We start from the raw sequence: 26,027 nt of genomic DNA on the forward strand, positions 1-26,027 counted from the left end.
GAACGCCGACTAGGAGAACGCCCGACCCAATCGAGGGCAAGGGGGCTGTCACCCCTTCCAACACCGGTCCAAACTCTTCTGTGTCCTGCGGATCGTGGTCTGGGTTGGCGTTGCCGTTCGGGCGACAGAGATTACCAGTAGGTGACGCTATCGCGGCTCTGTCCAAGATGGCAGTTGAGCGGGCACATGATGCCTTGTCGGCTGAGCCCTCGCGAACACAATCCGGTTCAGGGCGGAAGGAGGATGGGCTGTGATTTTCCCTTGGCCGGAGCTCGGCTGGATTAAATCTTGCAGACGCGAGGAAGTTTACCCTCAGACCGAACGGGGCGCCGATGTCCGAAGATCGGGGCAGGGCGATCCGATCGGAACCAGATCGGCGACATGGAAAGAGAGAGGCGTTTCCTCGGAGCCGCAGACGCCGAGGCGGCTGATGCCTTCTACCCGGGTTGGGCGCATCTAATGGCCATCGTAGGTCGCGAGCGCGGATGGGCGCCACCGACGCGCGCGAAGTTCGCAGACATGGCGGGTCCTGAAGGCGCGTACCTGGTAGGCGCGCCCGAGACTGTGGCCGACAAGGTACTGCGGGCGAACGAAGCGCTGGGCGGCATTTCTCGGATCACGTTCCAGATGAGCACCGCGTCGGTTGAGCCGCCAGCAATGCAACGCTCGATTGAGCTACTGGGCGGAGAGGTCGCTCCGACGGTGCGAGAACGCTCTTTCACCAAATGATCTTTGCCTCTGCGAACAAGGGTGTCCGACATGCGTCCGCTTCTTAGAACATCTGGCCGACCGGTCGTCGTTACCAACGCAGGTCACGGCCTCGGCCGCGAGATCGCGCTAATGCTTGCGAAGAGGCGATCCATTGTATTCGGCACCGCCGGCTCGGCGCAGGAGGTGGAAGATCTACGCAGTGCCTCCAGCGGCCGTGTCAGTCTTATCGCCTGCGATATGCAACAGACGCAGATGGTGAATGCCTGGGCCGCCGGTGTATCGGAGGCGATCGGTAGATCCGGGCTCGATCTTCTCATCAATACGGCAGTGCATCTGCCCTCCGGTCCCCTCGAATTGCTGCCTCTCGAAGAGGTGCGGCGTGGCTTCGAGGCAAATGTCTTCGGCGGACTGGCGGTCATCAACGCTTTCCTACCCGCGCTACGGATGGCTCAAGGCCGCATCGTTCAGATCAGCTCCTCCGGGCGGGACGAGCCGCCGCCTTGTGTCGGCCCGTCGGATGCCTCGCAGGCAGCCGTGGAAGCTTTTTCCGCCGCATACCGGGCCGAGCTCAAGCCATTCGGCATCGACGTGGTCATCGCATCATTGTGTGATCTCGAGGCGACCTCAACAGGTCCGGCCAACGATTTAACACGGCTCGACGACAGCATGACGGCGGCCCAGCGCAAGCTCTATGGAAAGCTACTACGTGTCTGGATGAAGAAGCTTTCCGAGGGCGAGGCGAGGGGGGATCCCGCCACAGCTGCGGCGCGCGTGCTCGATCTCGCTTTCCAAGGCCAGGTGCCGGTCAAAGCAGCGATCGACACTCGAGCCTGACGGCAGGGGGGGTGTTCGCTGAGACCATAGGTGGCTTCGGCTAGGAGCGTGGCTTGAGCTGCGGCCGCTGAGCATCGCAAGCGCGGCATAGGATGCGATCGGCCAAGAGTTGCTCTTTCTGCGACACAGCTTGTCACGTTGCGCCGCTACTTAGCCCGTCGCCGAGATGTTACGCAGGGTTCTGCAATCGAGGTGGGGCGCCGGGTGAACCAAATTCTTGCGATCAACAGCAGCATCTCACAGCGTCTGCTAGCGACGATCCCTGACTTGCTGGTCAACCGGAGCGACCTCAGCGACGTTCCGGTTCCGCATCTGACCCCGGACACCGTCGCCGGCATTCGTGCTGTTGCAACAACAAAAGACGAGCTTTCTGCGCAGGGGCTGTCGGACGATCTGAGCGCGGAGCTGCAGGAGGCGACGATCCTCGTGATCGGGGCACAGATGTACAATTTCAGCATCTCAACGACGCTGCGCAGCTGGCTCGATCATGTGCTGCGACCGCGCGTAACGTTCTCGTTCAGTGAATTATGCCCGCTGGGACTGCTCAGAGGCATCCGGGCCATTGTGATCCAGGCGCGGGGCGGCCTCTATGGCGAAGGGCCGAGCAAGGTCCTGGACTTCCAGGAGCCGTATCTGAAGCTGCTTCTCGGCTTCGTCAACGCCGACCTTTTGGCTTTTATCAAGGGGGAGAACCTCGCGTGAACGTCGTCGAAGACAATCCTGCTCAGCATCGCTTCGAACTGCCGATCGATGAGAGCTACGAAGTTGCCGCTGCTTATTACCGCATGGACGGTGATCAGGTCGTCCTGACCCACACGATCGTGCCGGAGCGGTTCTCCGGACAGGGTCTGGGCTCACAGCTCGCCCGCGGCACCTTCGACGCCATCCGTTCGTCCGGGCGCAAGGCGGTGCTGCTCTGCCCCTTCATGGCGGCCTTCTACGCGCGCCATCTCGAATATGCCGATATCGTCGCGACGGAGACCCAGAATGATTGAACTCGTCATCGATCAGCGACGCCGCGATCTAGGCGGTGGCTTCGAGGTCGGCCGCGTCCTGCCCTTCGCCAAGCGGCGCATGGTCGGACCCTTCATATTCTTCGATCACTTCGGGCCCATCGATCTGGCCCCCGGCCTCGGCCCCGAGTTCGATGTCCGGGCGCATCCGCACGTTGGCCTGTCGACGGTCAGTTACCTGTTCTCGGGCGAGATCATGCACCGCGACAGCCTCGGCTACGAAATGCCGATCCGGCCGAAAGAAGTGAATTGGATGACGGCCGGCCGCGGCATCACGCATAGCGAGCGCTTCGAACATGCCCGCGCCGTCGGCGACCAGCTGCATGGCATACAGGCCTGGGTCGCGCTACCGCAGGAATTCGAGGAAAGCGCCCCGTCCTTCACCCACCACTCGGGCACCGACCTGCCGCAATGGGAAAGCGGTGGAGTGGTCGGTCATCTCATCGCGGGCAGCGCCTACGGCCTCACCGCAAGTGCCAAGACCCACTCGCCGCTCTTCTACGCGCACCTCGAAATGGAGCCTGGCGCGGTTGCAGAAGTCCCCGCGGATCACAAAGAGCGAGCGCTCTACATCGCGGCGGGCGCGATCGAAATCCACGGCAATTGCTACGAGGCGGGACAGATGCTGGTTCTGGGCGCGGGCTCATCGCATTTTACGGCCAAGAAGGCTTCGACCGTCATGGTTCTTGGCGGCGAGCCGATCGGAGAGCGTTTCATCTACTGGAACTTCGTCTCCTCATCCAAGGACCGGCTCGCTCAGGCGGCGGCCGACTGGAAGGCGGGGCGCATGAAGCTGCCCGATGCCGACGATGCCGAGTTCATTCCGCTGCCGGACAAGCCCGTTCCGCCTCGGCCAGCGGCGTCATGAAGCCTTCTGTGATCTGCAGCATCGCTTTGCGAGGAGATGTCGCGATTGGCCTTGCAAGCACACGGCCCGCCTCGTGGTTTTTGCAAAGCCAGGCCTCTGCAGCACCCGCCCCCCGGATCTCGTGATGGCGGCCCTTCGCACCTGAGTATCGGCGATCGAAACCGGGAAGAGCCCGTTTGCGGTCCGCATCGCTAGCCGAATGCACCGTCATGACCGTGCGCTGGTTTGCGCTCCAGCAAGGCTGGCCGGTCGAGCATATCGAGGTTGTGGTGGATCATGTGAAGACGGTGATCACCGGTGCCGCTGCACCAATCGATATATTCGACAAGACCGTCTCAATCAGCGCTCCGCTACTCGGCGCCGATCAACTGGCCCGGTTGATGGAGATCGCGGGCAAGTGCCCGATCCAGCGCGTCCTGGAGGGCGCGCCCCTGATCCGGACGAAGGCTGGAGTGTCGATGCCGGAGCACTGATGGCGCAGATCGCAATGATGATGAGATCGCCCCGGGCGCTCTAAAGCCTTCAGCCTTGCGAGCGCCCTGCGGACCGCGCTCCAATTCATGCGACGCCGTGGCGCGTCCGGCGTGCCGCGTTGCGGAGACGGCGACACAGCTTCGCAGACCAGGAGCTTGATGCCGAAGTACGTTGCTTCGTTCGAACCAGCCGGGCCGAGTAATAGCGTGCGAGGCGCTTGCCGCGAAGCCTGATCTCCATCGCCAAACTCCCGCAATGTTCGAGGGCGACCGACACCGGCAGCCGGCGCGCTGAGGTTCGGCCGATGATGAGCGAGGCGACGATGACGGACGGGGTTAGAACAATGCGGCCGGGCTGGCCCGAGATCGTGGCCGGTCTCGTGACGTTCGCCGTGCTGCTGTTCGCCTTCGCGCTGGGTTTCAGCCAGCTGCCCGCCGATCGGCCGGTTCTTCTGGGAGTTGTCGGTTCGACCGTGGGCGGCTTCGCCGGCGTGGGCGCATTCGTCGCCGCCTGTGGATTGAGGATCCGGACCCTTCCGCCGTTCGGTTTCCGGCGGGTTGCGTCGCGCTGGCTGGTCATAGCGGCCGGCATGGGAGTGGCCGGATATGGCCTCAACTACATCATCCAAATGGTCTATGCGGCGTCCTTCGGATACGACGATCCTCAAGGCATTCTCCACGCAGCCGCACGTGGCGGCGCGCTCCCGTTCTTCGCATCGCTGCTTGGAGGTGCCACGTTCACGCCTTTCGGAGAGGAGATCCTTTTCCGGGGCGTCGTCGCAAACGCCCTGAACCGCTACGGAGCATGGGCAGGCATTGGCGTTAGCTCGGTCATTTTCGGGCTCGCTCACGGGATCAGCGTAGTCCTGCCTGTCGCGATCATGGTGGGCGTGCTTGCCGCGATACTGTTCCGCCATACCGGCTCGGTCTGGCCGGGGATCATTCTGCATTGTGTCTACAACGGCTCGAACAGCGTCGCTTCGGTTTCGGGCATCAGTCCGGTTTCCTGAGGCGGACCTGGCGGGTCCTGCCGATGTCAGCCGAACACTGTGAGCCGTAGGCGTTCCCCGACGCGCGACACGGCATCTCATCGCGCGGAGCTACCCGCTCGATCGTTGAAGTGGCAAACCGTCACCATTCGCTAGCTGTCAATTTGACCAGGACCATCGGAGACGGGCGTGGAGAAGATCGGCCGAGACCTTTCAGAAATGCAGCGGGTTCAGCACCGGGGCTTGCGTATGCCGTCTGCATGCGCTCGTTACCTCTCGATGCACAATGTTCTTGCCGGATAGTCGAACGTGACCCGGCCCTCTTTCCAAAATGGAACGCCCAAGGATCCGTCAGCCGCACCGGATTCGAAGACCGACGCACCGGAGGATAGCGCGACGTCCAAATCCTGAATTTCCAACATGCCGATCTTAACGTGCGCGACTTTAGCGATGCTTCCCTGGATCTCACCACCCGTCCCGTGTCCGATCTTTTGTGCCTGACCGGACTGCACCAGCGCCTTTCCCGCGTCGCTCCTGACGAATGGCCCACCAATGATCATCGCCTGGTGCCTCGTCCCAAGATCCACCACAAGCTTGAGACGTGCCGGTTCGGAGGACGGGGTCGCACGCAGCTCTACCTCGACGACCGGCACATCATGGACCAACGACATGGGGATGGGCGCTGCGCATTTGGGCGAGCTTCCGGTCGGACCAAATGTGACACGCTGCCGCTTGTAGTCGAACGTGATCGTTCCGTACTTGAACGCTGGCGCGCCGATCAGCAACCTCACTGGAAAGCCGGCGGACGAAGACAATTGCTCAAGGTTCACGGAATAGGCGTCGATACCGTCGAACGCGATTGGCCCAACGATCAGGCTGGAGATATTAACCGGGAGAAGCTGTTGAGCCTGAGCTCCCCCTCCGGCCACCTCGCCGACCGAATGGCCGGCCCTCAAGCCGAGGGCGCGCGTGAATTCTCGGTCGATGACGATCGCACCCGCGCCGCTGTCCAGGACCGCAATTTCGCTCTGGCCGTTTATCGTCGCCGAGACGGTTACAAGGTTGTCCCGCAGGTGAAACGGAATGCTGGTTGGCCTCGATGGCCTTCTCGAAGGCATATCGGCGCCTGTTGCAGGGGACTGGGCAGGCGCAGCCGACTTTTCCTGAGCCGCTAGTCCCTGGACGGCCGCGGAAGCGAGGACAATGACGCCGAGCGAGAGAATACACCGCATTCTGAAAAGACCTTCTTGGTTATAATTTGGCGTCACGGTGAGGGCGACTTCGGTTCAGTCGGAAAGAGGGCATTTGCGGCCAGAAGTGCCGTCGCCTGGCACCAGCTCAGGTCGCCTTTCCTGCACGGCGCGTGCCGACCCCGATCGTCACGGTTGTTTTTAGGATGAGCCTTCCGTGCAACGACCTTCGATCGACCGCCTCCAGAATGGATGCGTCTAGTAGCGCGCGGGCATCTGCGTCGAGAAGTGCATATGGCCCCATGAACCGATGGAAGCCTTGCAGTTCCTCGAGGTAGGCCGCGCCTGCAAGCCCTTCCCAGACTGCCTCGATCTCGTCGACCGACACATCCTTGAGACCTGCCGCGGCGAGTTCCTCTCGCGGAACATGTGGCTCGCAAGCGGAAAGCCGTGGAGGAGAAGCAGCACCGGAGCGTCGGCGGGACCAGCCTCCCGATAAGAGATCTCGACGTTGCCCACCGTCTGCCTGCGATAATGAATGGCTGCCATGCGGCTCCTCGCTTGAAGTGCGTTGTCCGTCGGCCTGCCCCGGCGTCACGCCGGGCTTTTGCTTCTATGCAACGTGCCGGCCGGTCCCTGGAGGCCACCGAGCTCGCTGCTCTGATCAGGCGTTAGGCGATCGCGCCGCCATCGACGGTAAGAGCCGCGCCCGTGATCATGCTCGCGGCCGGGCTGGCGAGATAAGCTACCGCATTGCCAATCTCGCGGGGCTCTGCGTAACGTCCGAGAGACGTGAGACTGCGTTGGAAATCGGCCGCCTCACCGTCGGCAGGGTTCGAGTCCGTGTTGGTGGCCCCCGGCTGAATGAGATTGACGGTGATGCCCGTTGGGCCGAGCTCTCGCGACAGGCCGCGGGTAAAGGATGTCAGCGCTGCTTTCGACATCGCGTAGATCGTGATTCCGGGAAAGGGCACTCTCTCGCCCAGTGCCGACCCGATCGTGATGATGCGGCCACCATCTTTGAGGTGGGGAATGACAGCCTTCGCAAACAGGACCGGTGCCCGCACGTTGACGTCCATCACGCGCTGATAGTCGGCGAGGTCCAGATCCGCGATCATGCCTGAGTGGCCGATCGCTGCGCTGTTGACGAGAATGTCGACTCCGCCGAGCTTCGAAACGACTTCATCCACCGAGCGGGCGATCGCCTGCGGATCTGCGCTATCAGCTTGGATCGCGATCGCACGGCATCCCGCGCCCTCGATGGACTTCACGACTTTTTGCGCCTCTTCAGCTGCGCTTTGATAGGTGAAGGCAACGTCGGCGCCGTTTTCAGCCAACACCAGAGCGATCGCCGCACCAATTCCTCGAGAACCGCCAGTTACGAGGGCTCGTTTTCCATTCAGATCAATCATCAATCGGTCCTACAGTACCATGTCTGGTTCAAACCACCCGCGGTGGGCCGCGGGATCGGAAAGGCCCAAGACTTTCTTCTCCGCAGACTTAGCATTTGCGAACAGCATTATTAGCACCGGGAAGTGCCAAACTGTGTTGCGTAGGGAGGAACGCTGCGCCTTCCCCGATTGTACTCCAGATTTCCCTGTTCCTGACAAACGCTATGTTGGGACGACGTCCGATGTTCAGAGCACGGTCTGTCGGGATCCCGCCGGAAGAACGCGAACGGGTTAAGCATCTTGCGGAACATACTTGCCGCTTCAGCAATGCGATTTGGCGTCTGACTCCAGCCGCAACGCCGCGGATGATCACGCTTCAATTAAGTGGAATTGGAAGCAGACGGGATCATCAGCCGCACTATCTTTCCCCGAAGTTTCGCCAAAGGTGGAGTACGAGCTGACGGAGCTTGGAAGAACCCTGGAGCCTGTGCAGATGGGGTGAGCGGCTGAAGGAGCTTAGCGGTATGCCGCTTGAAAATGGTAGCTGCAGAAGCACCTTTCGCCAACGAGAGCTGAAAGCCGGCTCATCATCCGAGCGCGCCTCAGAATCGTCGTGAACCTATCGTCGCAGCCCAGATGCGGCAGCGCCCGCCAGCCTTCACACATGAATGATGCCGCTGATCACCCGACGATCGTCGACCTGGGCCACACCGCGCACCTTGTCCGGCAGCAGTGTCCGAAGCCGCTCAAACTGTGCCTCACGCAACCAGAACTCGCTTGAATTGACGATTCTGCCGCCGCAGAGCCTGAGTCGCATCCGCGCCGCTATGGCAACCTCGTTTATGGGTCTTGACCCGAGGCGCAGGCAGAGGGGGCATCGGGTGGTCCTGTGCCGGCTATCCATGTGTCGCCGGGTCGTGGTGGCCATGTTCGCGCAATCTTCAGCTGCTTTCTAGGCGACAGCCGGCACTGCGCTGGATCGATGTCGGGCGGCTCGCCCGATCCCATCGGAAGATTCAGAACTTTCGGAAGAGGAATAGAGATGATCAAAAGCCATTTCGCTAGGACGCGCCCGGCGCTGATGTCGATCGGCCTGCTCGCGATCACAGCCCTTTGCGTTGCCGAAGGTCCCGCGCATGCTCAGAGCCGCAAGCATCGCGAGGACGCGCGCACCTGCGCCAGCTTCGGGTCGAGCTATGGCACGCCCGAATACAGCAACTGCATGCTGGAGCAGCAGCGCCGACGGGACTTCAAGCAGCAGAAAACGCTGGAAGAGATGGCGCTCACCTCACAGATCGCCAAGGACGGCCAAATCATGGCCGAGCGCGCGCGGCGGCAGCGTTGTGACCGCAAACCGGATCGTCGGGAGTGTCGCCGTTGACTGCGGCCGTATCGACGCACAACTGAACAGGCGGTCGCGCTGTGGCCCGTGTCAGGGGCTCCCGCGCGACCGCCCAGGGCGCTCCAGGCGGTCCTCATCGTAACGTTGGGGTCGGATCTTCTAGTCCACGCGGCTTGCGTAAAACGAACACAATCTACCAATTTGCAAGGATCGATAAGTAGAGCCGAGATGCGCTAGGGTCCCTCGACGATAAAGCCGCGATAGCGCGCGCCCCGGAAGCGATGCTGTGCGGTCGCCTGATATTCGGGACTGCGATACCATGTCCGGGCCGCGTCCATATCCGGGAATTCAAGGATGACCGCACCCTCGATCCCGGCGCCTTCCAACGTCTCGATCGTGCCGTAGTCGGCGAGGAACTTCACGTCATGCCCTTCGAAGCTCGCATCGACCTTGGCGGCGTATTCTTCGAACTCAACGCGATCGAGCATCTCGTCTCGCATAAAAACGACATAAGCTGGCATGGCAACTATCCTTGCTCGGGTCTGTGAAGGGCACAGTTCATCTGAATGGTTTTGTCTTAGCCAGTTGCGGCCATCTTTCGCTTGAAGGCACGCCACGTCATGGACCGACTGGAGGGATCGTCGATCATACCAGGCTTCAGGCGGTGGACTGCTTGATTATGAGGCGAAGTCTTGACGAGTTCCGGATCCGAGTAGGCCTCGTCGGAAATGCGAGCGATCACGGCGATCCATCGATCGAGCGCCTCCTTGCCGTACATCTCGCCGGCTTCCGGCGTGAAAGGTTCGGGCAACAACCAGGGCTCGTGGCTCGCCCACAACGGATCGATCCCGAAGTCGGACATCCGGTTCTGTACGTCGTGGATGTCGACCCCCGTCTCCTCCTTCATCTGCTGGAACGAGTAACGCGTCATCTCCATCCTCGGCGTCGTGGCTTCGGGATGGGAGCGGGTCACGCCACGGATGGCGAGCAGGCCTTTCTCCATGTAGTTGTTGGACAGGACCGAGATGTCGGATGCTTGCGCAATGCCTTCCGCGCCCATCGAGCGGGTCCATGCGTAGGCCTTCAGCACAACTTGAACATTGCCCAGGAACTCCCGGATCTTGCCGACGCTTTGGGGCCGGTCGGCGTCGAGGCGATAGCGGTCGCCATCGCGCACGACCAAAGGTGACGGCAGGAACGGCGCCAGTTCGGAGGAGACCCCATAAGCGCCGGTCGCCGGGCCGCCGACGCCGCTCTTCGGCGCGCCGAAGGTCTTGTGCAGCATGAACATGCAGGCGTCGAAGCCGATCTCGCGAGCGCGCAACTTGGACATGGTGCCGTTGAAGTTGGCGGCGTCGTAGAAGGCCAGACCGCCCGCTTCGTGAACGATGCGCACCCATTCCTTCATGTCGGGATTGTAGACGCCCATGTCGTCAGGATTGTTGACCATGATTGCAGCGGTGCGGTTGGACACCACCGCTTTGAGCGCGTCGAGCGACGGGTAGCCGCTCTCATCGAGCATCAGGGTGATGACCTTGAACCCGGCCGCTGCGGCAGTTGCCGGATTGCAGGGGTGGGTCTGGATCGTCACGATGACTTCGTCGCGCTGTTCGAGCTCGCCCTTCGAAGCGTGATAGGCGCGTGTCACCGCGCAGTTCGTAAAGGCTGCCTCGGAGCCGCCGCCGGCCTGGAACACGAACTGGTCCATCCCCGACAGTTCGCGCAGCATCAGATCCATGTTGTGCACGATCTCGAGCGCGCCCTGCATGGTGTCTTCATGCTGCAGCGGATGGAGCTCCGTGATCTCGGGGCGCCAGGCCATCGCTTCGTTGATCTGGGGGTTGTACTTCATGGTGCAGGTGCCGAAGAGGCTTATGCCCATCATGCCGAGCGTCTGCTGGGAGAGGCGCAGATAGTGGTAGAGAACTTCGGGTTCCGACAGCTCGGGCAGGGCCGGCCTGTCCTGCCTGCGCATGGCGAAGGGGATCAGGTCCGACGCGTCGCCGACATGCTGCCGGATCTCGGGTTCCACTGCCGCGAAGAGCACGCCGCGGCGACCGGGATACCCCATGTCAAGGATCACGGGCTCGTTCCAGACGGGTGCCTGGTATTGCTTGAGTTCGACGCTCATCGTGCGATCACCTTCTGAACGGCGCCGACCAGGCGCTCGATATCGGCATGGGTGTGGACCTCGGTGACGCAGTAGAGTGCGCTCTGGCCGAGTTCCGGGAAGTCGGAGGAAAGGTCGTGGCCGCCGAAGATGCCTTCGGCGCGCAGCGCGTCATTGATCTCGGAGACGCTCTTTTTGGTGTCGTCGAAGTTGACGACGAACTCCTTGAAGAAGCCCGAGGGGAAGGAGATCCGGACGCCTTCGAGATCGCCGAGGCGACTCGCGGCATGGTGGGCGCGCTGCAGGATGATCTCGCCGATCTCGACGAAACCCTGCGGCCCCATCGTCGCCATGTAGGCGGTCGCGGCGACCGCCCACATATAGACGGAGTGACCGATCCAGTCCTTGCCGTTTTCGCGTTGATCGTAGGATGACTGCTCGAGCAAGGCGCGCCCGAACCCGTACTCGCCCGGCTTGATGGTCTCGGCGATATTGATGAACAGCGTCGGATACTCCGCGGCGTAGCGAGGTTCGTCGCGCGTCGCGATGAATCCGCCGACCCCGCCGCCGGCATGGAGGTGGATGCCGAGGGGCTGAATGGTGCCGACGACTATGTCGGCGCCGTAGGCCGAAGGCGCGGACAGCACGCCCAGAGAGATCGGGTCGACCCCCACGATGGTCTGTGCACCGGCCACGCGGGCGATGGCGGCGATCTCGGCGGCCTGATGCTCGATCACGCCAAGGTAGCACGGCACTTCGAAATAGACGGCTGCTGTCTGCTGGCCGAGCGCGGCCCGCAGATCGTCTAGATCGATCAGCCCAGTCGCTGGATCGTAGTCTACGAGCCGTATCGCTATGTGGTTCGCCATCTCCGGCGGTTCGCAATAGTTGCGGATGATCGACAGCCGCTCCGGGTCGATCGCGCGAACGACCGCCACTTCGTTACGGCCGGTAAGCCGAGCTGCCATTCGAAGGGCGTGGCCGGCGGCGGTGCCCCAACTACGCACGGGCATGCCGACCAGATCGAGGTTCAGCAACTCGCCAAGCTGGCTGCAGAACTCGAACCATGCCTGGTAGAGACCATGGTCGGAACTGGGCTCGCCATAAATGGAGGTAAGCCATTCGTTGCGGCGGACGATCTCGTCCACCGCCGCCGGAACGTGATGCTGCCAGATGCCAGCGCCAAGGAAGCTTAGGTTGTCCTCGGTAGTGCTGTTCTTCGAAAGGATATCGAGGAGGTGCCGGCGCAGTTCCCGCTCGCTTAAAGCTGGAGGAAGGTGGAGCGGGCGCGATAGACGGTGGTCCTCGGGGATCTGGACAAACAGTTCCTCGACGGTGGCAACCCCTATTGAATCCAGCATCTCCTGCTGAATCGCGGGGACCGAATTGGCCATATAGGGGTGGGCTGAAACGTCTCGCATGGACGAAGCTCCTTCATGAGGGATTGGTCAGGCTTGAACTCGAACGAGCGTGGTGCGGCCGGGGCCGGTGAGAACGGGAAGGTGGCCCGCAAGCATCGCGTCCATCTCCGGATCGCCGGTGTCGACCTGCAGTGCGCCGGTGGACAAGGCGATCAACTTCTGGACGGTCGAGATCACCTGGATTCGATGCCTCCCGACGCGCCTGATCACTTCCGCGCTGATTTGCTGATTGCCGCGTCCAAACAGGCTGCCCTGGCCACCGAGCACCCCGACGATGATCTCGGTCTCGCGCCCTTCCATCGCGCGCAGCAGCGCCTGCTCGTCGAGGTCGAGGCCGATCGACTCGCCGTTCAGGACGGCATCGACGCCGAGCAGTGTCGAGGGGATGCCCAGCGCGTCCGCGACGCGACGCGTGGTGGTGCCCGGACCCAGGATGTAGAGATGGTCGGGCCGCATTTGCGCTGCCACTTGCCGGGCCACCGCGTCGAGTGATTCAGTCTCGCCAGGCACGGAGCCGGCCTTGGCATTCTGAACGAGGCGGCGCTCATATGGGCTGCGCGCATGGCCATGGAGATGCGCCGATACCCGGCCGGCTCGGATCGCGTCCTCGTCGAGGTCCATCACCTCTGCGTCGCGCAGTCGCGCGCTTGGGTGGCGGGCAAGGAACAGTGCCGCGAGATGCCCGGCATTGGCCGGCGTCGTGCCGAACACCGCGGAGTGCATCTTCACGCCTGCCGGTACGCCAAGTAGCGGCACGCGATCACTGGTTGCGCTGAGCACATCACGCGCGGTGCCATCGCCGCCGACGAACAGGATCAGGCTGACACCACGATCTGCCATTGTCGCTGCGGCACTGGCGGTGTCGGTCGCGCTTGTCTGTTCCTGATCCGCGTGGTGGATCACCGTGACATCGAGCCCGGTAGCGCGCGCCGCTGCTTCGCCCATTTCACCTGCGGCAGTCAGGATGCGCAGTCCTGATATCTCCCTTAGGCGCGCCAGCGCTGCAAGCGCGCGATCCTGTGCTGCGGGTCTCGCACAGCGGCGTCGTGCTTCTTGAAGGATGTTGAGTCCATCCGTACCCTTCAGGCCAACTCGCCCGCCCATCCCTGCGACTGGGTTGATAATAAGACCAAGCTCGGGCCCAGACATCAGAGATGACACCGGCGAGGTTGGCTAGAGGATCGACCGAGATCAGCCCCTTGATGATATGCTGACATGGCAACTAGTCCTTGCTGGGGGTTTTCAGTCGGACAGGAACCGTCCTTTTGTAGTTGACGCAGGCCGATGGCAGGCACTAGTCGGCCAAAGCGTTCCAAAGCGTCGCAGAATTAGCAACGCGGTGTCGCGCCGACCCGGCGGTTGATCTGCTCGTCGATGAGCGGGTCGTGTCGGGCATCCGGGTGCGTCGTTCAGAAGCCCTCGACGACGATCTTGCCTCGCGCCTTGCCGCTCTCGAGCAGAGAGTGAATGTGCTTGAGAACGGCGGCATTGATCGGCGACAGGCGCTCGGTCAGCGTGGTGCGCAGCTTGCCCGCATGGAACGACTTCGCTTCCGATCTCGTCGAGAACATCGGTGACGGGTCGCCGGCTGAACTTCATCTCTCGTTCCTTGGTTGTGGATGGCCGGGGTAGGGGGGCGGCCGTCCACGCGACGTCTCAGGCGGCGAGTTAGGCGCCCGCCTCACCTGACACGTCGATCACGACCTTACCGCGCAGGCCTCGCGCCGAGCCGTTTTCCAGCAGCTCGTGCGCTTCGCCCATGCGCGCGAGCGGCAGGGTGGCGCCGATCACGGGCTTGACCAGGCCGCGCTCGACAAGGTCAGTGAGCGCGTCGAGCTTGCCGCGGTTCTGGCGAGTGAACACGAAGTGATAAGCCGCGTTCTTGCCCCAAGCCTCGATCAGGTTCTGCGGCTGCGCGATATCGACCAGGCTGACCACCCGCCCGGCATCGGCCAGGGCAAGCGGGCTCTGCGTGAGCGTGTCGCCGCCGATCGTATCGAAGATGACGTTCACGCCCGCACCGTCGGTCACCCGGGCAACCGCTTCCACATAGTCTTCCGCGGTAAAGTCGATCGCCTCGTCCGCGCCGAGCGAACCGCCAGCGCCGCCGTGTATCAGGATCGTCTCCCCGGCCTGCAGTTGCGCGCGCTGGACGAACGCTTCCCAGACCGTGCCGCCGACCAGCGTCAGGCTCGCCGCCTCGAGGTGTGTGAGATTCCTGGGCTTGCGGCCGACCAATTCAACATCGGCGACATGCTGCTCGGCATAAGAGCCCGCCTCACCGAAGATCTTTGGTGTGTAATAGACTTCATCGCCCACCGCGAACTCGTGAACGTCCGAGCCAAGCTCTTCGATGACGCCCGAGATGTCATGGCCGATGATCGCGGGCAACGGGACATAGTTTGTATAGTCGCCGCGGCGGATCTGGTAATCGAGCGGATTGACGGCGGTTGCGTGCACTCGCACCCGCACTTGGCGCGGGCCGACTTCAGGCACGGCGACATCGCGGAGCTCGAACGAGTGAGGGCCGCCAAAGCGGGTGAGGACAGCTGCCTTCATGGTCTTGGCCACCACGAAATCCTTTCGAGTAGATGTTGCCGGGCTTCATGGCCCGGGAATCATTCTGGATGTCGCCTATTTGCGTTAGTCGGGATGCTCCCGGTAGTCGGTCTGATTCAGGATCAGTTTCAATAAAACTTTGAAAGCGACGCGATGGACGTGAACGGCCCCGCGTGCGCGACTTGTCTCGCGGTCGTTTGCCCTTTGTTGCGGACCATCACTCCGCCTTGTAGCAGTATCACTACCGTGATTGTCGAACCGCCCCGAGCCGGCCTGGAAGCCGCCTTCCTTGATAACCGGGACAAGCTGCTGCGGTTCTTGCGTGCACGTGGGGCAGGGGATAGCGCCGAAGATCTGGTTCAGGAGGTCTGGCTTAAGATCGCCGCTGGTCCGCCGGGACCCGTAGCCGCGCCGCTTTCCTATCTTTTTCGCACCGCAGACCTGCTGATGATCGACCGCTTTCGCTCGTCCCGTCAGTCTGGCGTGCGCGATCGGGATTGGGGTGAGTTGAACGCTGGCGACCCGCCGGGGGTCGCCAACGAGCCCTCGGCCGAGCGCTCGATCGCCGCCGCGCAGGAGGCAGCAAGCGTGCTGGCCATGCTCGAACGACTTGGCCCGCGCGTTGCCGCGATCTTCCGCCGTCATCGCATCGAAGGCGAGGCTCAGAAAGTCGTTGCAGAGAAGCTGGGCATCAGCGTCAGCACGGTCGAGGCAGACCTTCGCACGGCCTATCGCGCCTTGGCGGAGTGGAAGGACAAGTCAGGATGAGCCATTTCTCATCAAGGTTGATGGCGCTCGTCTCCGTCTTCTGCGCAGAAGGAGCGCGCAATGGCGAGTGACGAAGTCCGGGAACAGGCGCTGGCCTGGGCGGTGCGCGCGGGCGATCCCGCGTTCGCCGACTGGAACGGGTTCATGCTCTGGCTGGAGACCGACCCGGAACACGCGCGCGCCTATGACGAGGTCGCCGCCGGAGTAGTGGATGCGACAGACCTGATCGCGGCGGCGGCGCCCGCGAATGACGACGTGGCGGAAGCGGTTCCAGGGCGCCGGCGTCCCTGGTTCTTGGGCGGCATCGCGGCACTCTTGGCGGTGGTCGCAGCAACCTGGGTTCTGCAAGCCGAGCGCCGGGACCTCTATACGATCGAGACGGCGACGGGCGAGACGCGCGTCGTCGCGCTCGACAGTGGCACACACGTCACGCTCGCCGGTGGTTCCGCGCTCGCGTTCGACCGCAAGGACACGCGTTTTGCCCGGCTCGACCATGGGCAGGCGCTGTTCACCGTGCGCCATGACGCAGCACATCCGTTCCAGGTCGCCGTCGGAGACGAGCGGCTGGTGGACGTCGGTACCGTTTTCGATGTCCGGCACGATGGCAAGGAACTGATCGTCGCAGTCTCGGAAGGGGCGGTGCAGTTCAACCCTGGTGACGCCGACGTACGCATATCTGCCGGCGAGATGCTGCGTCACACGCAGGGTTCGGCCAATGCCGTGCTCTCGCGCGTCCCGGTCGAGCAAATCGGCGAATGGCGCGAGGGTCGCCTTACCTTCGAGACCGCATCGCTCGACGAGGTCGCCGCGCAGCTGAAGCGCGCGACCGGGATCGACTATGCCGCGCACGGCAGTGGCACGGTCTCAGGCTCGATCCTTACCGCCCCCTTGCGCAAGGATCCCGCCCAGCTAGGCCCGCTACTAGGCGTGTCCGTCCGTGCCGAGGGTGGGCGCTGGGTGATCGGCGCGCGCTGAGCCAGTGCGTTGTGCTGCAGCCTCCCTGATGGCCACGGCTGTCATGTTTTCGGCCATTGCCTCCCCGGCGCTGGCCAGGGAGGTCGTGGTATCGACCGATGCGGGAACCGTTGCCCAGGTGGCGATCGTGCTGGCGCGGCAGACCCGCACGAGCATCGTCATCGCCGATCCTCATGTCGCGCGGCGGACGGTGCAACCTCTGCGCGGTCGCATGGAGCCGCTGGAGGCGGTGAGGCGGCTGGCCCGCTCGGCCGATGGGCGAGCTGTCCTGGTGGCCCCGGGTGCTTGGCGCATCGAGGCCGCTCGCGTGGTCCAGCGGGTTGCGCGCGAAGCTGCGCCGGCGCGGCACCCAGCCCCGCCGAGCGAAACCGTCGCTGCCGCGCCGATCATCGTGATCGGCTCGAAGCGCGACCTCACGATTGCTCAGGTGCCCGGCCAGATCACCATTCTCGATGGCGCCTCGTTGGAGGCGGGCGGCATCGGTGGCACCGAGAAGATCACCCAACGCCTCGCCACGGTGACGTCGACACATTTGGGCAGCGGCCGCAACAAGCTGTTCATTCGCGGCATTGCCGATTCCAGCTTCACCGGACCGACCCAGGCCACTGTCGGACAGTACCTGGGCGACTTGCGCCTCACCTACAACGCGCCGGATCCGGACTTGCGGCTGTCGGACATGGCACGCGTCGAAGTGCTCGAGGGACCACAGGGTACGCTCTATGGAGCCGGATCGTTGGGCGGAATCATCCGCCTGGTGCCCAACCCGCCGATCATGGGCGAGGCCAGCGGGTCGATCGCAATTGGCGGCTCGCTGACACAGAGCGGATCCGGTGGCGGGGATGCGGCCGCGACGGTGAACCTGCCGGTGGCCGGTGCGATCGCCTTTCGGGCGACGGTCGATGCCGCATCGGCAGGTGGCTACATCGACAAGCCGATGTTGAAGCAGAGCGACGTCAACCGCACCCGCATCCTCGGCGGCCGGGCAAGCCTGCGGGCCGAGATCGCGCCCGAGTGGGCCCTGGATCTGATCGGCGTCGGCCAGTCTACCGATGCGCGCGACAGCCAGTACGCCGCGCGCGATGGTGACCCGCTCACCAGCAATGCGGCGCTGCGTGAAGGCGCCGATAGCGATTACGCGATGGGGCAGTTTGTCGTGTCCGGGCGGCTCGGCGACGTACGCCTACGCTCGACGACCGGACTCGTTCGTCAGCACTTGTCCGAGCGTTACGACGCCAGCCTGCCAGATGGGACGCCGCGCCTTTTTGCGCAGGAAAATCGCACGCGCATGTTCGCGCACGAAACCCGTGCATGGCAGCCCGAAACAGATGGGTTCGGTTGGCTGGTCGGTGCAAGCTTCACGCACAACCGCACCGTCCTTTCCAGACGCTTCGAGGTCGAGGATCAACGCCGCGATGCCACCGGTGTGCGCAACACGATCGACGAGGCGACGCTCTATGCCGAGGCTAGCCTGCGCATCCGTCCCGGCCTCACCGCCACCGCCGGTGGACGTATCACCCATTCTCGGCTTGGCGGCGCGGGCGAGGACGTGCCGCCATCGATCGCCTTCGCGCGTGCGCAAGTCACGGCCGGCCGCTCGATCATGACGGTGCTACCGTCCTTCGCCCTCGTGGGGCAGGTCCTGCCGGAAACCAGCCTCTACATGCGCTATCAGGAGGGTTTCCGGCCAGGAGGCCTTGCCATCGAAAGCGATTTCGTCCGCCGCTTCCGCCACGACCACACCGCGACATGGGAGTTCGGCGCGCGCCATGGCCGACCGGGATCCAGCCCCGTCGACCTGGCGGTGAGCGTATCGTTCACCAAGTGGCGCGACATCCAGGCCGACTTCATCGACGGATCGGGCCTGCCCAGCACCGCCAACATCGGTAACGGCACGGTCTGGTCCGCCAGCATGACCGGTGGGGTCGCACTGGCTCCCGGGCTCAGGCTGGAGGCGGGCGCAACCTGGAACCGCAGCGAGATCGACGAGCCGTCTGCCCAGATCGCCGAACTGGTTGCGCGATCGATACCGTTTCCTCTTTCCAGCGTCGCCGTTTCCGATGCGATCGCCGCCCGCTCGATGCAGGTGCCCAACATCGCCCAGTTCTCCGGGCGGGCCGGACTGAACTGGAGCCGAGAGATCGGCCCGGATCTGCGCCTCGCCGCAAACACCTGGGTAAGCTATGTCGGCAAGTCGCGCCTCGGTATCGGTCCCAGGCTGGGCGACGCGCAAGGCGACTACCTCGACAGCGGTGCGGACATGCGGATCGGCACTGAGCGCTACGGCGTGACGCTGGGGCTTAGCAACATCGCCAATACGCTGGGAAACCGCTTCTCGCTTGGCACCCCGTTCGGCAATGGGCGCGATCAGGTGACGCCCCTGCGCCCGCGCACGCTGCGCCTCGGAGTGGACGCCCGCTTCTAAGGAACTTTTTTCAAGGCTGACCGCGAAGGTCTCCGTCTGAGGTGTCGATACGCACCGCAAAGGGACGAAGATGCCGCGCTACTTGCCCAAGACCTTTCCCTATACTCTCCTGGCGACGACGGCGATGATGGCCGTTGCCACCGCTGCCCACGCCGAAGACGTGACCAACGCACGCACCACATCGCTGCGTACCTCGACGATCAAGAGCGGCGCCGCCGATACGATCAACGTCACGACTGCGGGATCGGTGGTCCTGTCTGGCGGCACGGCGATCACGCAGGACAGCAATCACGCCGTGACCAATGCCGGCGCACTGACCATCGCGAACGCGAACGGGGCCAGCGGTATCGTCTCGGTGGCAAACTCCAGCGGCGACATCGTCAATACCGGTACGATCACGATCGACGAGCCTTACACTCCGACCGACACCGACAACGATGGCGACATCGATGGGCCTTTCGCACTCGGCTCCAACCGAACAGGCATCCGCACCCAGGGCGCGCACGCCGGCAAAATCACGCAGAGCGGCACGATTTCAGTTGAAGGCAATGATTCCGCCGGCATCGCGCTGGACGGCAAGCTGACGGGCACCTTCACCCACGATGGCACCACCAAGGTGCTAGGCGACCGCTCGGTCGGCGTCTCCGCACAGGCGATCGATGGCAATGTACGTCTGGCGGGTACGGTTTCGGCACAAGGCAAGGATGCGATCGGCGCCCGCTTTGCCGGAGACGTGGCTGGCGCCATGGTGGTGCAAGGCACCGTCACTTCGACCGGCTATCGCTATACCGCCGCTCCTGCCGATGCCACCAAGTTGGACGCGGACGATCTGTTGCAGGGCGGCCCGGCGCTGCTGGTGGAGGGCAACGTCAGCGGCGGCATCGTGCTCGCTGTCGCGCCAAAGGACACCGACACCACCAAGCCCGACGAGGACAATGACGGCATCGAAGATGCCAAGGAAGGCGCCGCCAAGGTCGTGTCCTACGGCGCCGCGCCGGCCATGCAGATCGGCGCCACCGATCGCGCGATTACCCTTGGCCCGGTCGCCAGCACAGCGAGCAAGTTCGGGCTGATCGTCGATGGGTCGATCGAAGGTATCGGTGTCTACTCCGGCGTCAATGCCAGTGGACTGGTCGTCGGCGGGCGCGGCGGCGCGGTTGGTATCGACAACGGCATCGGCGTCTCGGGGACCATCACTGCCGCTTCGAATGGCGCGAGTGCCACCGCGTTGCGGATCGGCTCGGGAGCCACGACGCCCTTGCTGCAGAACGCCGGCACGATTGCGGCGAGCGGCGGAAACGCCACGAACGCGCTCGCGACAGCAATCCGCATAGACGCGGGTGGCAGCCTGCCGGTCATCCGCAACAGTGGCACGATCAAGTCGGTGGCCGGGGAGAACGGCTCGGCAACCGCAATCTCCGACGCCAGCGGATCGGTCACTTCGATCGAGAACGCCGGCACGATCTCGGCAACCGGGGCGAAGGCCGGCGCAGGGCGCAACATCGCGATCGACCTTACAGGCGCCACCGGCAAGGTCACCCTCAAGCAAACCCAGGTCGCCGCTGGCTTCGCTGCACCCTCGATCGTCGGTGACGTGCGCCTCGGCGCGGGCGACGACCTGCTCGACCTTGCCGACGGCACGCTGACCGGCGACGTCCGGTTCGGCACCGGCGCGAACACGCTGAGCCTCTCGGGCGATGCGGTTCAGACAGGCGCGGTGACCTTCGGCACCGGCAACGACACCATGTCGCTTGCGGGAAGCAGTGCCTACAGCGGCGCGGTCGATTTCGGCGGCGGCTTGGACGTGCTCACTCTTGCCGGAACGTCGCGCTTCAGCGGCTCGTTCGCGAATTCGAACAACCTGGCCGTCAGGATCGCGGGCGGAACTCTCGACATCAACAAGCCGGTTTCGATCGCCTCGCTCGATGTCGGCGCAACCGGCGTGCTGGTGGTCACCCTCGACAAGTCAGCGGGCGCGGGATCGGGCTACAATGTCGCAGGCAATGCCAATTTCGCCGAGGGCGCCAAGCTCGGTATCCGGCTCGCCGACATCTCGACCGCAGAGGGCAGCTACCAGGTCCTGACAGCCGGCAGTCTGACCGGCCGCGAAAAGCTGACGACCATGACCGACCTGGTTCCCTTCATGTTCAAGGCCGAGCTGAACAAGAATGCGGCGGCGAACACGATCGTGGTGGATGTCGCGCGGCGCACCGCCACCGAACTCGGCCTCAACCGCTCGGCGACGGCGGCCTACGACGCGGTCTACGCGGTGTTGGGCAAGGACCAGAAGATCGAGGACGTGTTCCTGGGCATCACCAACGGCGAGCAATTCCGCGGTGCCGTGGCTCAGTTGCTGCCCGATCACGCGGGCGGCGCCTTCGAAGGGGTCAGTCTGGGCGCGCGCGCTCTGGCGCGACAGATGCAGGATCCGACCGGACCAATCGTCGGCTCTGGCCGGTTCAGCACTACGGTCAACATGACGTTCTGGGACAGCGACCGCAAAGCCGGAGAGAGCGCCGCATACAAGCTGAAAGGCTATGCCTGGTCCGCGACAGGCGAGTACCAGACCGCAGTAGGACGCTTCGGCGCGACGCTCGCGTACGTGAACAACGATCACGCGAATGGCGATGTGTCGGACGTGGAGTCCACCGGCTTCGAAGTGGCGGCGCACTGGCGCGGCAAGCTCGGCCCGGTCAGCGCATTCGCCCGCGGCGCCGTCGGCAAGATGAACTTCGATGGCAAGCGGACATTCACCGGCAAGGCCGGTGCCGAGACCATCAGTCGCACCATGGATGCGGACTGGGACGGCAACTACGTGACGGCCTCGGGCGGCGTCTTTGTCGAGGGCGGCTCGCAGTTCTTTTTCTTCCGGCCCGGCGTAACCGTGGATTACACTCGGCTGAAGGAAGACGGCTACGCGGAAACCGGCGGCGAGACGCTGAACCTGATCGTGGATGCGCGCACCAGCGACGAACTGGCCGTGAACCCCAGCCTTACCGTGGGCGTGGACTTCCTCGGCATGCGCGCGAGAGACGAAAATTGGTTCCGCGTCGAGACCGAAGGCGGCTGGCGCGAGATCGTCGGAGGCGGCCTCGGTTCGACGACCGCACACTTCGACGGTGGCAACAACTTTACCCTCGACGGCAGCGAAGCGGACAGCGGCTGGTTTGCTCGCCTGCGCGCGATTGGCGGCTCCGCAGGCTTCACGATGGGCGGTGAACTTTCCGGTGAAGACCGCCACGGCCGTGTCGGCCTGGCCGTGCGTGGCTCTGTCACGATCGGCTGGTGAACCCTTGAGGACGGCGGTATCCCCTCATCGCACCGTCGTCCCAGGCACCGGGGTACCGTCCTTTGCCCCCCGCACGCGTACTCCGGTGCCGAAATTCCAATCAGCATGGTAACAATGCAAGTGCCGCCTACCATGCTGGCGTTAGGTAAGTGAAATTAGTAAGGAGAGTATCGTTGAACCGGCTCGGCTGAACATACCGGACGATCTCGCGCTGCCGGCAAGCCTCAGACTTCTTTTGACCGCACGTACTGCGGTGCTGGTCCGACGATCTGCGATTGAAAGGCGAGGCTCTATGTATTGGCCGCGCCGTTCGCCAGGATTTGACCGCCTGTCACCCAGCTGGCTTCCTCCGACGCCAGGAACGAGACGATGGACGCGATCTCGGTCGCCTTGCCGATCCGGCCGAAGGGCGATGCGGCGATCATATGCGGAAGGTACTGCGGTGAGGCATCCATCATGCCGGGGCTGACGGCACCTGGCACGATGGCGTTCACCGTGATGTTCCGCGGGGCGAGGGCACGGGCCCAGCTTTCGGTAAAGCTCTCCAGCGCCTTCTTGGCGGCCGAGTAGATGCCCGCGCTCGCCAGCGGGTACTTCGCGACGCTGGAGCTGAAGTTGATGATCCGTCCGCCGTCGCGAATGCGTTTGATCGCCTCGTCGACGATGTAGAGCGGACCGAAGACGTTCACGCCGAAGACCAGGTCCACCTGCTCGGTCGAGAGATCGCCGAAGTTCGACGTCGTCATCACGCCGCTGTTGTTGACGACGATGTCGAGCACGCCGGGCCGTTCGTCGATCTGCTGGAACATGCGGACGATCTCGTCGCGCTTGCAGATGTCGGCCTGATAGGCGACCGCCGTGCCGCCATTCGCCTGGATCTGCTGCACAACCTCCTCCGCGCCGGCTTTGGTGCCGGAGTAGTGCGCGATGATCGAGGCCCCGTCTTCCGCAAGCCGCAGCGCGACCTCTCTGCCGATGCCGCGTCCGCTGCCGGTGACCAGCGCCACCTTGCCCGTGAGATTGCCCATGTCCGTGATGTCGCTTTCGATAATGAGTTCAAGTGGATGGTGGGGGTCGTTATGTGTCAGGTTGCGGCGAGCATCTCGCGATTGCCGAGGCTCTCGCCGATGCCCAGGTCGGTGGGGTACTGGTCGGCATAGCCCAGCCTGGTGATCGTCACGCGCTGCAGCGTGCGCACGCCGGTGCCCGCCTTGCCCCGCGCGTGCTGCACCGCCAGATTGTCCCACAGCACGATGTCGCCTTCGGCCCAGGCGTGTTTGTAGACGTTGTCCTGCGCGTAAAAGTGATCGTGCAGCTCGAGCATGAGCGCATTCTCGTCCACCTCGGAGAGGCCGATGATCTGGGCCGTCCAGGCCTGGTTGACGAACAGGTACTTGCGGCCCGTCGCCGCAGCTTCGCGCACCACCGCATGGACCGTGCACATGTCGCCTTCCTCCAGGTCGGTTAGGCGGTTCCGGCGATCGTACACGCGCTCGCGCACATGCAGCGCCTTGAGGCCGGCGATCCGCTGCTTCAGCGCCTCGGGCAGCTTCTCGTACGCGCGATATCCGCTGGCGAACCGCGTGCCGACGGCCTCGGGGTCGACGCGCAGGCCGTGGAGGCAGCCCGCGAGATAGGGCGAGGGAAGGTAGGGCACATCGTTATGCCACAGCAGCTCGCGCGTGCCGAGGTGACCGTCGGCCTCCACGTTCGATACGATGAAGTTCTCGTACGGCGTAGGCAGCACCGGCCCGAACAGCCGGCAGAAATCCACTTGCCTGTCGTGATCCAGCTTCAGACCACGCACAACCAGCAGGCCATCCTCCTGGTACAGCTCAAGCAGACGCGCGGCATCGGCCGAGCCTTCGGAGGGCAATGCGGTGAGTTCCACTGCATTGCCGAACGGTGCGATCTTCTCGACATCGACGATCATCGTCATTCCCTCCCGCCAGCTTCAGGTTTGCGACACGAAGTCCATGAAGTCGTTATAGGCCTGCGCCGTGCCGGCGCAGGTGATCTTGTCGTCACCGCCTTCCATCTCGGAATAGCGGCGGATTCCCGGCCCGACATAAGGCTGCTTCCAGCCGCAGCGGCAGTCCTCGTCCCAGTGCAGGGTGACTTCGTCGCCCGAGATGAAGCCTCCCCAATACGTCTGCGCCATCAGGTCGAAGAAGGCATAGCGCCCGGTCTGAGCCCCTTCGCGCGGCAGCAGCTTCATGTCGCGGTCGAACAGCAGGGGGATGGTGACGGGCAGGATATGGAAGTTGCCCTGGCTGCAGCGCGGCGACATGCTCATGACTTCGGACATGCCATAGAACATGCCGATGTTGTCGATGCCGAAGTAATCCCCGACGTAGCCTTCCCAGTCGTCGGGTGCGCCGGCAAAGCCCTTCATGCCGCCGCCGGTCATGATGAACGATCCCTCGCCGAAGTCGGGTTTCAGCCCCTTTTCGATACCGCTGGTCGCGGTCCGGATCAGGTCGGCGAAGGAGCCGCCCAGCTTCACGCGTCGACCGCGAAACTCTTCGAACAGCTTGAAGAACCAGGCCTCGATATCCTGCTCGCGCCGCTTGCCCTGAGCGATCATGTCCTCGCGGGCCTTCAGCAGCGCCGGTTCCAGACCGAGCTGCGCAAGCTCGCCGCGATCCTCGGCCACCTGCATCCGGCCCGCCAGCGACATCAGGTCGGCGGGAATATGGGTCTGGTAGAGCGTATGATAGTGCTCGGGACCGCCGGCCGCAGGGATGTTGAACAGGCTCAGCATCTTGAGCAGCATGTGATGGCCGCCCCGATAGCCTGGAAAGAAGGTGTCGACGTGATCGGTATAGGCATCGACGCCGGTGGTCGCGCGCTGCGCCTCGAAATAGGAATGCTTCCACGATGGCAGTTCGACCTTGGAACGAGGCACGAAGCTGAGCTTGCCGGTGGTGCCCGATGAAGTGCCAACCAGCATCCCGAAATCGTCCAGCCGGTCGAGCCACTGGTCGATCATGGTCAGCCCGGTCAGGTCGAGCTTGGTCAGGTCATGCGTCGTCAGCCGATCGAGCCACGCGTTGAGCTTGCCGATCTGGCGCTTTTCGATGATCGAGAGCGGGTAGCTCTTGTAGATGCGATGATCGAACAGCAGCGGCAGCGCATCCTCCACGCTGTCGACCGAGCTGATGCCCTCACGCTTGGCGAGCTTCTCGAGCGCCGCGACCTGGCCGCTCATCTTGTCGAACTGCAGTTTGAGCGCGGCAAGCTGCGCGTCCTCGCACTCGCGCCAACTCATTGCGTACAGGGGTTCGAAACCGTCGTCGATCCAGGTCCACGGGCGCTCCGGGGCAAGCGGCTTGTTCAGTACCTCGGTCATGCATCTCTCCCACGATAGCCGGATTGTCGACGGTTCAGCCGTTCACCGCATCCGCAGTTTGCGCGATGCCGGCGGGTGCGTGCGGCATTGCGAGTGCTGCGGCTGCTCCAAGGAAAATGCGACTCCCCGCTCGGGTTGTTGATCACATTGTTAGCATTCGTTCGATGGCCATGTAAGCGCCTTTCGACGGCGCAGGTGTCGCATCGCCGGAGCGACCGCCCCCGCCAAAGCCCGCTGCGGCCTTTCGGCCCGATGGCGGTAGACACGCCGGCTCGGGTGGCGCCGAGGCGCGCGGCTTGAAATCGGGCTCGCTCCCGAGG

The 26,027-nt window shown here is 63.7% G+C and carries 25 protein-coding genes; 12 read left to right on the forward strand and 13 right to left on the reverse strand.

The annotated features are described in order from the left end of the window. The first annotated feature begins 459 nt into the window (after positions 1 to 459). The 7 genes from HNO88_RS22015 (at position 460) to HNO88_RS10395 (ending at position 4,909) form a co-directional block, all read left to right on the forward strand. Complete coding sequence (locus HNO88_RS22015) at positions 460 to 729, forward strand: SURF1 family protein (RefSeq protein WP_221419949.1); 270 nt, start codon at positions 460 to 462, stop codon at positions 727 to 729. Positions 730 to 759: 30 nt separating this feature from the next. Next, positions 760 to 1,545, forward strand: coding sequence for an SDR family NAD(P)-dependent oxidoreductase (locus HNO88_RS10370; protein ID WP_184244813.1), 786 nt, complete (start codon positions 760 to 762; stop codon positions 1,543 to 1,545). 204 nt (positions 1,546 to 1,749) lie between these two features. After that, a complete protein-coding gene (locus HNO88_RS10375; RefSeq protein WP_184244815.1) occupies positions 1,750 to 2,247 on the forward strand; it encodes an FMN-dependent NADH-azoreductase in 498 nt (165 codons plus the stop codon). After that, positions 2,244 to 2,540, forward strand: coding sequence for a GNAT family N-acetyltransferase (locus HNO88_RS10380; RefSeq protein ID WP_184244817.1), 297 nt, complete (start codon positions 2,244 to 2,246; stop codon positions 2,538 to 2,540). Before HNO88_RS10375 ends, HNO88_RS10380 begins: the two co-directional genes overlap by 4 nt. Continuing rightward, complete coding sequence (locus HNO88_RS10385; protein ID WP_184244819.1) at positions 2,533 to 3,426, forward strand: pirin family protein; 894 nt, start codon at positions 2,533 to 2,535, stop codon at positions 3,424 to 3,426. The genes HNO88_RS10380 and HNO88_RS10385 overlap by 8 nt, the downstream gene beginning before the upstream one ends. Before the next feature lie 176 nt (positions 3,427 to 3,602). Then, positions 3,603 to 3,899: an OsmC family protein gene (locus HNO88_RS10390; RefSeq protein WP_281384005.1), complete on the forward strand. Its 297-nt coding sequence runs from the start codon at positions 3,603 to 3,605 to the stop codon at positions 3,897 to 3,899. A gap of 308 nt (positions 3,900 to 4,207) precedes the next feature. Continuing rightward, positions 4,208 to 4,909 carry a CPBP family intramembrane glutamic endopeptidase gene (locus HNO88_RS10395; protein WP_221419950.1) on the forward strand — a complete coding sequence of 234 codons (702 nt, stop codon included), beginning with the start codon at positions 4,208 to 4,210 and terminating at the stop codon, positions 4,907 to 4,909. Between the two features lie 248 nt (positions 4,910 to 5,157). Here HNO88_RS10395 and HNO88_RS10400 read toward each other — a convergent pair whose 3' ends face one another. The 4 genes from HNO88_RS10400 to HNO88_RS10415 form a co-directional block, all read right to left on the reverse strand. Next, positions 5,158 to 6,156 (reverse strand): retropepsin-like aspartic protease, encoded by a 999-nt coding sequence (locus HNO88_RS10400; protein ID WP_184244822.1) that lies wholly within the window; start codon positions 6,154 to 6,156, stop codon positions 5,158 to 5,160. 70 nt (positions 6,157 to 6,226) lie between these two features. Beyond that, positions 6,227 to 6,466: a hypothetical protein gene (locus tag HNO88_RS10405; RefSeq protein ID WP_184244824.1), complete on the reverse strand. Its 240-nt coding sequence runs from the start codon at positions 6,464 to 6,466 to the stop codon at positions 6,227 to 6,229. Positions 6,467 to 6,749: 283 nt separating this feature from the next. Next, positions 6,750 to 7,490: an SDR family NAD(P)-dependent oxidoreductase gene (locus tag HNO88_RS10410; RefSeq protein ID WP_184244826.1), complete on the reverse strand. Its 741-nt coding sequence runs from the start codon at positions 7,488 to 7,490 to the stop codon at positions 6,750 to 6,752. A 637-nt stretch (positions 7,491 to 8,127) separates the two neighbouring features. Beyond that, positions 8,128 to 8,286, reverse strand: coding sequence for a hypothetical protein (locus HNO88_RS10415; RefSeq protein ID WP_184244828.1), 159 nt, complete (start codon positions 8,284 to 8,286; stop codon positions 8,128 to 8,130). 264 nt (positions 8,287 to 8,550) lie between these two features. Between HNO88_RS10415 and HNO88_RS10420 the strand changes: the two genes are divergently transcribed. After that, on the forward strand, positions 8,551 to 8,850 hold the full coding sequence (locus HNO88_RS10420) for a hypothetical protein (RefSeq protein ID WP_221419951.1): 300 nt from the start codon (positions 8,551 to 8,553) through the stop codon (positions 8,848 to 8,850). Positions 8,851 to 9,044: 194 nt separating this feature from the next. Here HNO88_RS10420 and HNO88_RS10425 read toward each other — a convergent pair whose 3' ends face one another. From HNO88_RS10425 to HNO88_RS10450, 6 genes are all read right to left on the reverse strand, one after another. After that, positions 9,045 to 9,332: a DUF1330 domain-containing protein gene (locus HNO88_RS10425; protein ID WP_184244830.1), complete on the reverse strand. Its 288-nt coding sequence runs from the start codon at positions 9,330 to 9,332 to the stop codon at positions 9,045 to 9,047. A gap of 56 nt (positions 9,333 to 9,388) precedes the next feature. Continuing rightward, complete coding sequence (gcvPB, locus tag HNO88_RS10430; RefSeq protein WP_184244832.1) at positions 9,389 to 10,942, reverse strand: aminomethyl-transferring glycine dehydrogenase subunit GcvPB; 1,554 nt, start codon at positions 10,940 to 10,942, stop codon at positions 9,389 to 9,391. Further along, positions 10,939 to 12,342, reverse strand: coding sequence for an aminomethyl-transferring glycine dehydrogenase subunit GcvPA (gcvPA, locus tag HNO88_RS10435; protein WP_184244834.1), 1,404 nt, complete (start codon positions 12,340 to 12,342; stop codon positions 10,939 to 10,941). Before gcvPA ends, gcvPB begins: the two co-directional genes overlap by 4 nt. A gap of 27 nt (positions 12,343 to 12,369) precedes the next feature. After that, positions 12,370 to 13,491: an ATP-NAD kinase family protein gene (locus tag HNO88_RS10440; RefSeq protein ID WP_184244836.1), complete on the reverse strand. Its 1,122-nt coding sequence runs from the start codon at positions 13,489 to 13,491 to the stop codon at positions 12,370 to 12,372. A gap of 260 nt (positions 13,492 to 13,751) precedes the next feature. Beyond that, positions 13,752 to 13,913, reverse strand: a complete 162-nt coding sequence (locus HNO88_RS10445) for a hypothetical protein (RefSeq protein WP_246381542.1) — start codon at positions 13,911 to 13,913, stop codon at positions 13,752 to 13,754. A gap of 97 nt (positions 13,914 to 14,010) precedes the next feature. After that, the gene (locus HNO88_RS10450) at positions 14,011 to 14,913 is read right to left on the reverse strand and encodes a zinc-binding dehydrogenase (RefSeq protein ID WP_184244838.1); all 903 of its coding nucleotides are present in this window, start codon (positions 14,911 to 14,913) and stop codon (positions 14,011 to 14,013) included. A gap of 141 nt (positions 14,914 to 15,054) precedes the next feature. On the opposite strand from HNO88_RS10450, the gene HNO88_RS10455 reads away from it, so the two are divergent. From HNO88_RS10455 to HNO88_RS10470, 4 genes are all read left to right on the forward strand, one after another. After that, positions 15,055 to 15,669, forward strand: a complete 615-nt coding sequence (locus HNO88_RS10455; protein ID WP_184244840.1) for an RNA polymerase sigma factor — start codon at positions 15,055 to 15,057, stop codon at positions 15,667 to 15,669. Positions 15,670 to 15,729: 60 nt separating this feature from the next. After that, positions 15,730 to 16,644: a FecR family protein gene (locus HNO88_RS10460; protein WP_184244842.1), complete on the forward strand. Its 915-nt coding sequence runs from the start codon at positions 15,730 to 15,732 to the stop codon at positions 16,642 to 16,644. 28 nt (positions 16,645 to 16,672) lie between these two features. Beyond that, positions 16,673 to 19,066: a TonB-dependent receptor gene (locus HNO88_RS10465; RefSeq protein ID WP_184244844.1), complete on the forward strand. Its 2,394-nt coding sequence runs from the start codon at positions 16,673 to 16,675 to the stop codon at positions 19,064 to 19,066. 70 nt (positions 19,067 to 19,136) lie between these two features. Further along, positions 19,137 to 22,355 (forward strand): autotransporter domain-containing protein, encoded by a 3,219-nt coding sequence (locus HNO88_RS10470; RefSeq protein ID WP_184244847.1) that lies wholly within the window; start codon positions 19,137 to 19,139, stop codon positions 22,353 to 22,355. 290 nt (positions 22,356 to 22,645) lie between these two features. Here HNO88_RS10470 and HNO88_RS10475 read toward each other — a convergent pair whose 3' ends face one another. Genes HNO88_RS10475 through HNO88_RS10485 form a run of 3 tightly spaced genes read right to left on the reverse strand, consistent with a single transcriptional unit; the run spans position 22,646 to position 25,707 of the window. Further along, the gene (locus HNO88_RS10475; RefSeq protein WP_184244849.1) at positions 22,646 to 23,383 is read right to left on the reverse strand and encodes an SDR family oxidoreductase; all 738 of its coding nucleotides are present in this window, start codon (positions 23,381 to 23,383) and stop codon (positions 22,646 to 22,648) included. Between the two features lie 56 nt (positions 23,384 to 23,439). After that, entirely contained in the window at positions 23,440 to 24,294 is an 855-nt protein-coding gene (locus HNO88_RS10480) for a TauD/TfdA dioxygenase family protein (RefSeq protein WP_184244851.1), read from the reverse strand. Positions 24,295 to 24,309: 15 nt separating this feature from the next. After that, positions 24,310 to 25,707, reverse strand: a complete 1,398-nt coding sequence (locus tag HNO88_RS10485) for a hypothetical protein (protein ID WP_184244853.1) — start codon at positions 25,705 to 25,707, stop codon at positions 24,310 to 24,312. Positions 25,708 to 26,027: the final 320 nt, after the last annotated feature.

The sequence above is a fragment of the Novosphingobium chloroacetimidivorans genome (assembly GCF_014204535.1).
GTDB lineage: Bacteria > Pseudomonadota > Alphaproteobacteria > Sphingomonadales > Sphingomonadaceae > Novosphingobium > Novosphingobium chloroacetimidivorans.

Bases quoted from the DNA above. Each gene is read 5' to 3' on its own strand.
- HNO88_RS10480 (WP_184244851.1), bottom strand. From the start codon at position 24,294: ATGACGATGATCGTCGATGTCGAGAAGATCGCACCGTTCGGCAATGCA.
- HNO88_RS22015 (WP_221419949.1), top strand. From the start codon at position 460: ATGGCCATCGTAGGTCGCGAGCGCGGATGGGCGCCACCGACGCGCGCG.
- gcvPB (WP_184244832.1), bottom strand. From the start codon at position 10,942: ATGAGCGTCGAACTCAAGCAATACCAGGCACCCGTCTGGAACGAGCCC.
- HNO88_RS10440 (WP_184244836.1), bottom strand. From the start codon at position 13,491: ATGTCTGGGCCCGAGCTTGGTCTTATTATCAACCCAGTCGCAGGGATG.
- HNO88_RS10415 (WP_184244828.1), bottom strand. From the start codon at position 8,286: ATGCGACTCAGGCTCTGCGGCGGCAGAATCGTCAATTCAAGCGAGTTC.
- HNO88_RS10475 (WP_184244849.1), bottom strand. From the start codon at position 23,383: ATGGGCAATCTCACGGGCAAGGTGGCGCTGGTCACCGGCAGCGGACGC.
- HNO88_RS10385 (WP_184244819.1), top strand. From the start codon at position 2,533: ATGATTGAACTCGTCATCGATCAGCGACGCCGCGATCTAGGCGGTGGC.
- HNO88_RS10425 (WP_184244830.1), bottom strand. From the start codon at position 9,332: ATGCCAGCTTATGTCGTTTTTATGCGAGACGAGATGCTCGATCGCGTT.
- HNO88_RS10445 (WP_246381542.1), bottom strand. From the start codon at position 13,913: ATGTTCTCGACGAGATCGGAAGCGAAGTCGTTCCATGCGGGCAAGCTG.
- HNO88_RS10410 (WP_184244826.1), bottom strand. From the start codon at position 7,490: ATGATTGATCTGAATGGAAAACGAGCCCTCGTAACTGGCGGTTCTCGA.
- HNO88_RS10460 (WP_184244842.1), top strand. From the start codon at position 15,730: ATGGCGAGTGACGAAGTCCGGGAACAGGCGCTGGCCTGGGCGGTGCGC.
- HNO88_RS10455 (WP_184244840.1), top strand. From the start codon at position 15,055: ATGGACGTGAACGGCCCCGCGTGCGCGACTTGTCTCGCGGTCGTTTGC.
- HNO88_RS10370 (WP_184244813.1), top strand. From the start codon at position 760: ATGCGTCCGCTTCTTAGAACATCTGGCCGACCGGTCGTCGTTACCAAC.
- HNO88_RS10395 (WP_221419950.1), top strand. From the start codon at position 4,208: ATGAGCGAGGCGACGATGACGGACGGGGTTAGAACAATGCGGCCGGGC.
- HNO88_RS10420 (WP_221419951.1), top strand. From the start codon at position 8,551: ATGTCGATCGGCCTGCTCGCGATCACAGCCCTTTGCGTTGCCGAAGGT.
- HNO88_RS10470 (WP_184244847.1), top strand. From the start codon at position 19,137: ATGCCGCGCTACTTGCCCAAGACCTTTCCCTATACTCTCCTGGCGACG.
- gcvPA (WP_184244834.1), bottom strand. From the start codon at position 12,342: ATGCGAGACGTTTCAGCCCACCCCTATATGGCCAATTCGGTCCCCGCG.
- HNO88_RS10465 (WP_184244844.1), top strand. From the start codon at position 16,673: ATGGCCACGGCTGTCATGTTTTCGGCCATTGCCTCCCCGGCGCTGGCC.
- HNO88_RS10485 (WP_184244853.1), bottom strand. From the start codon at position 25,707: ATGACCGAGGTACTGAACAAGCCGCTTGCCCCGGAGCGCCCGTGGACC.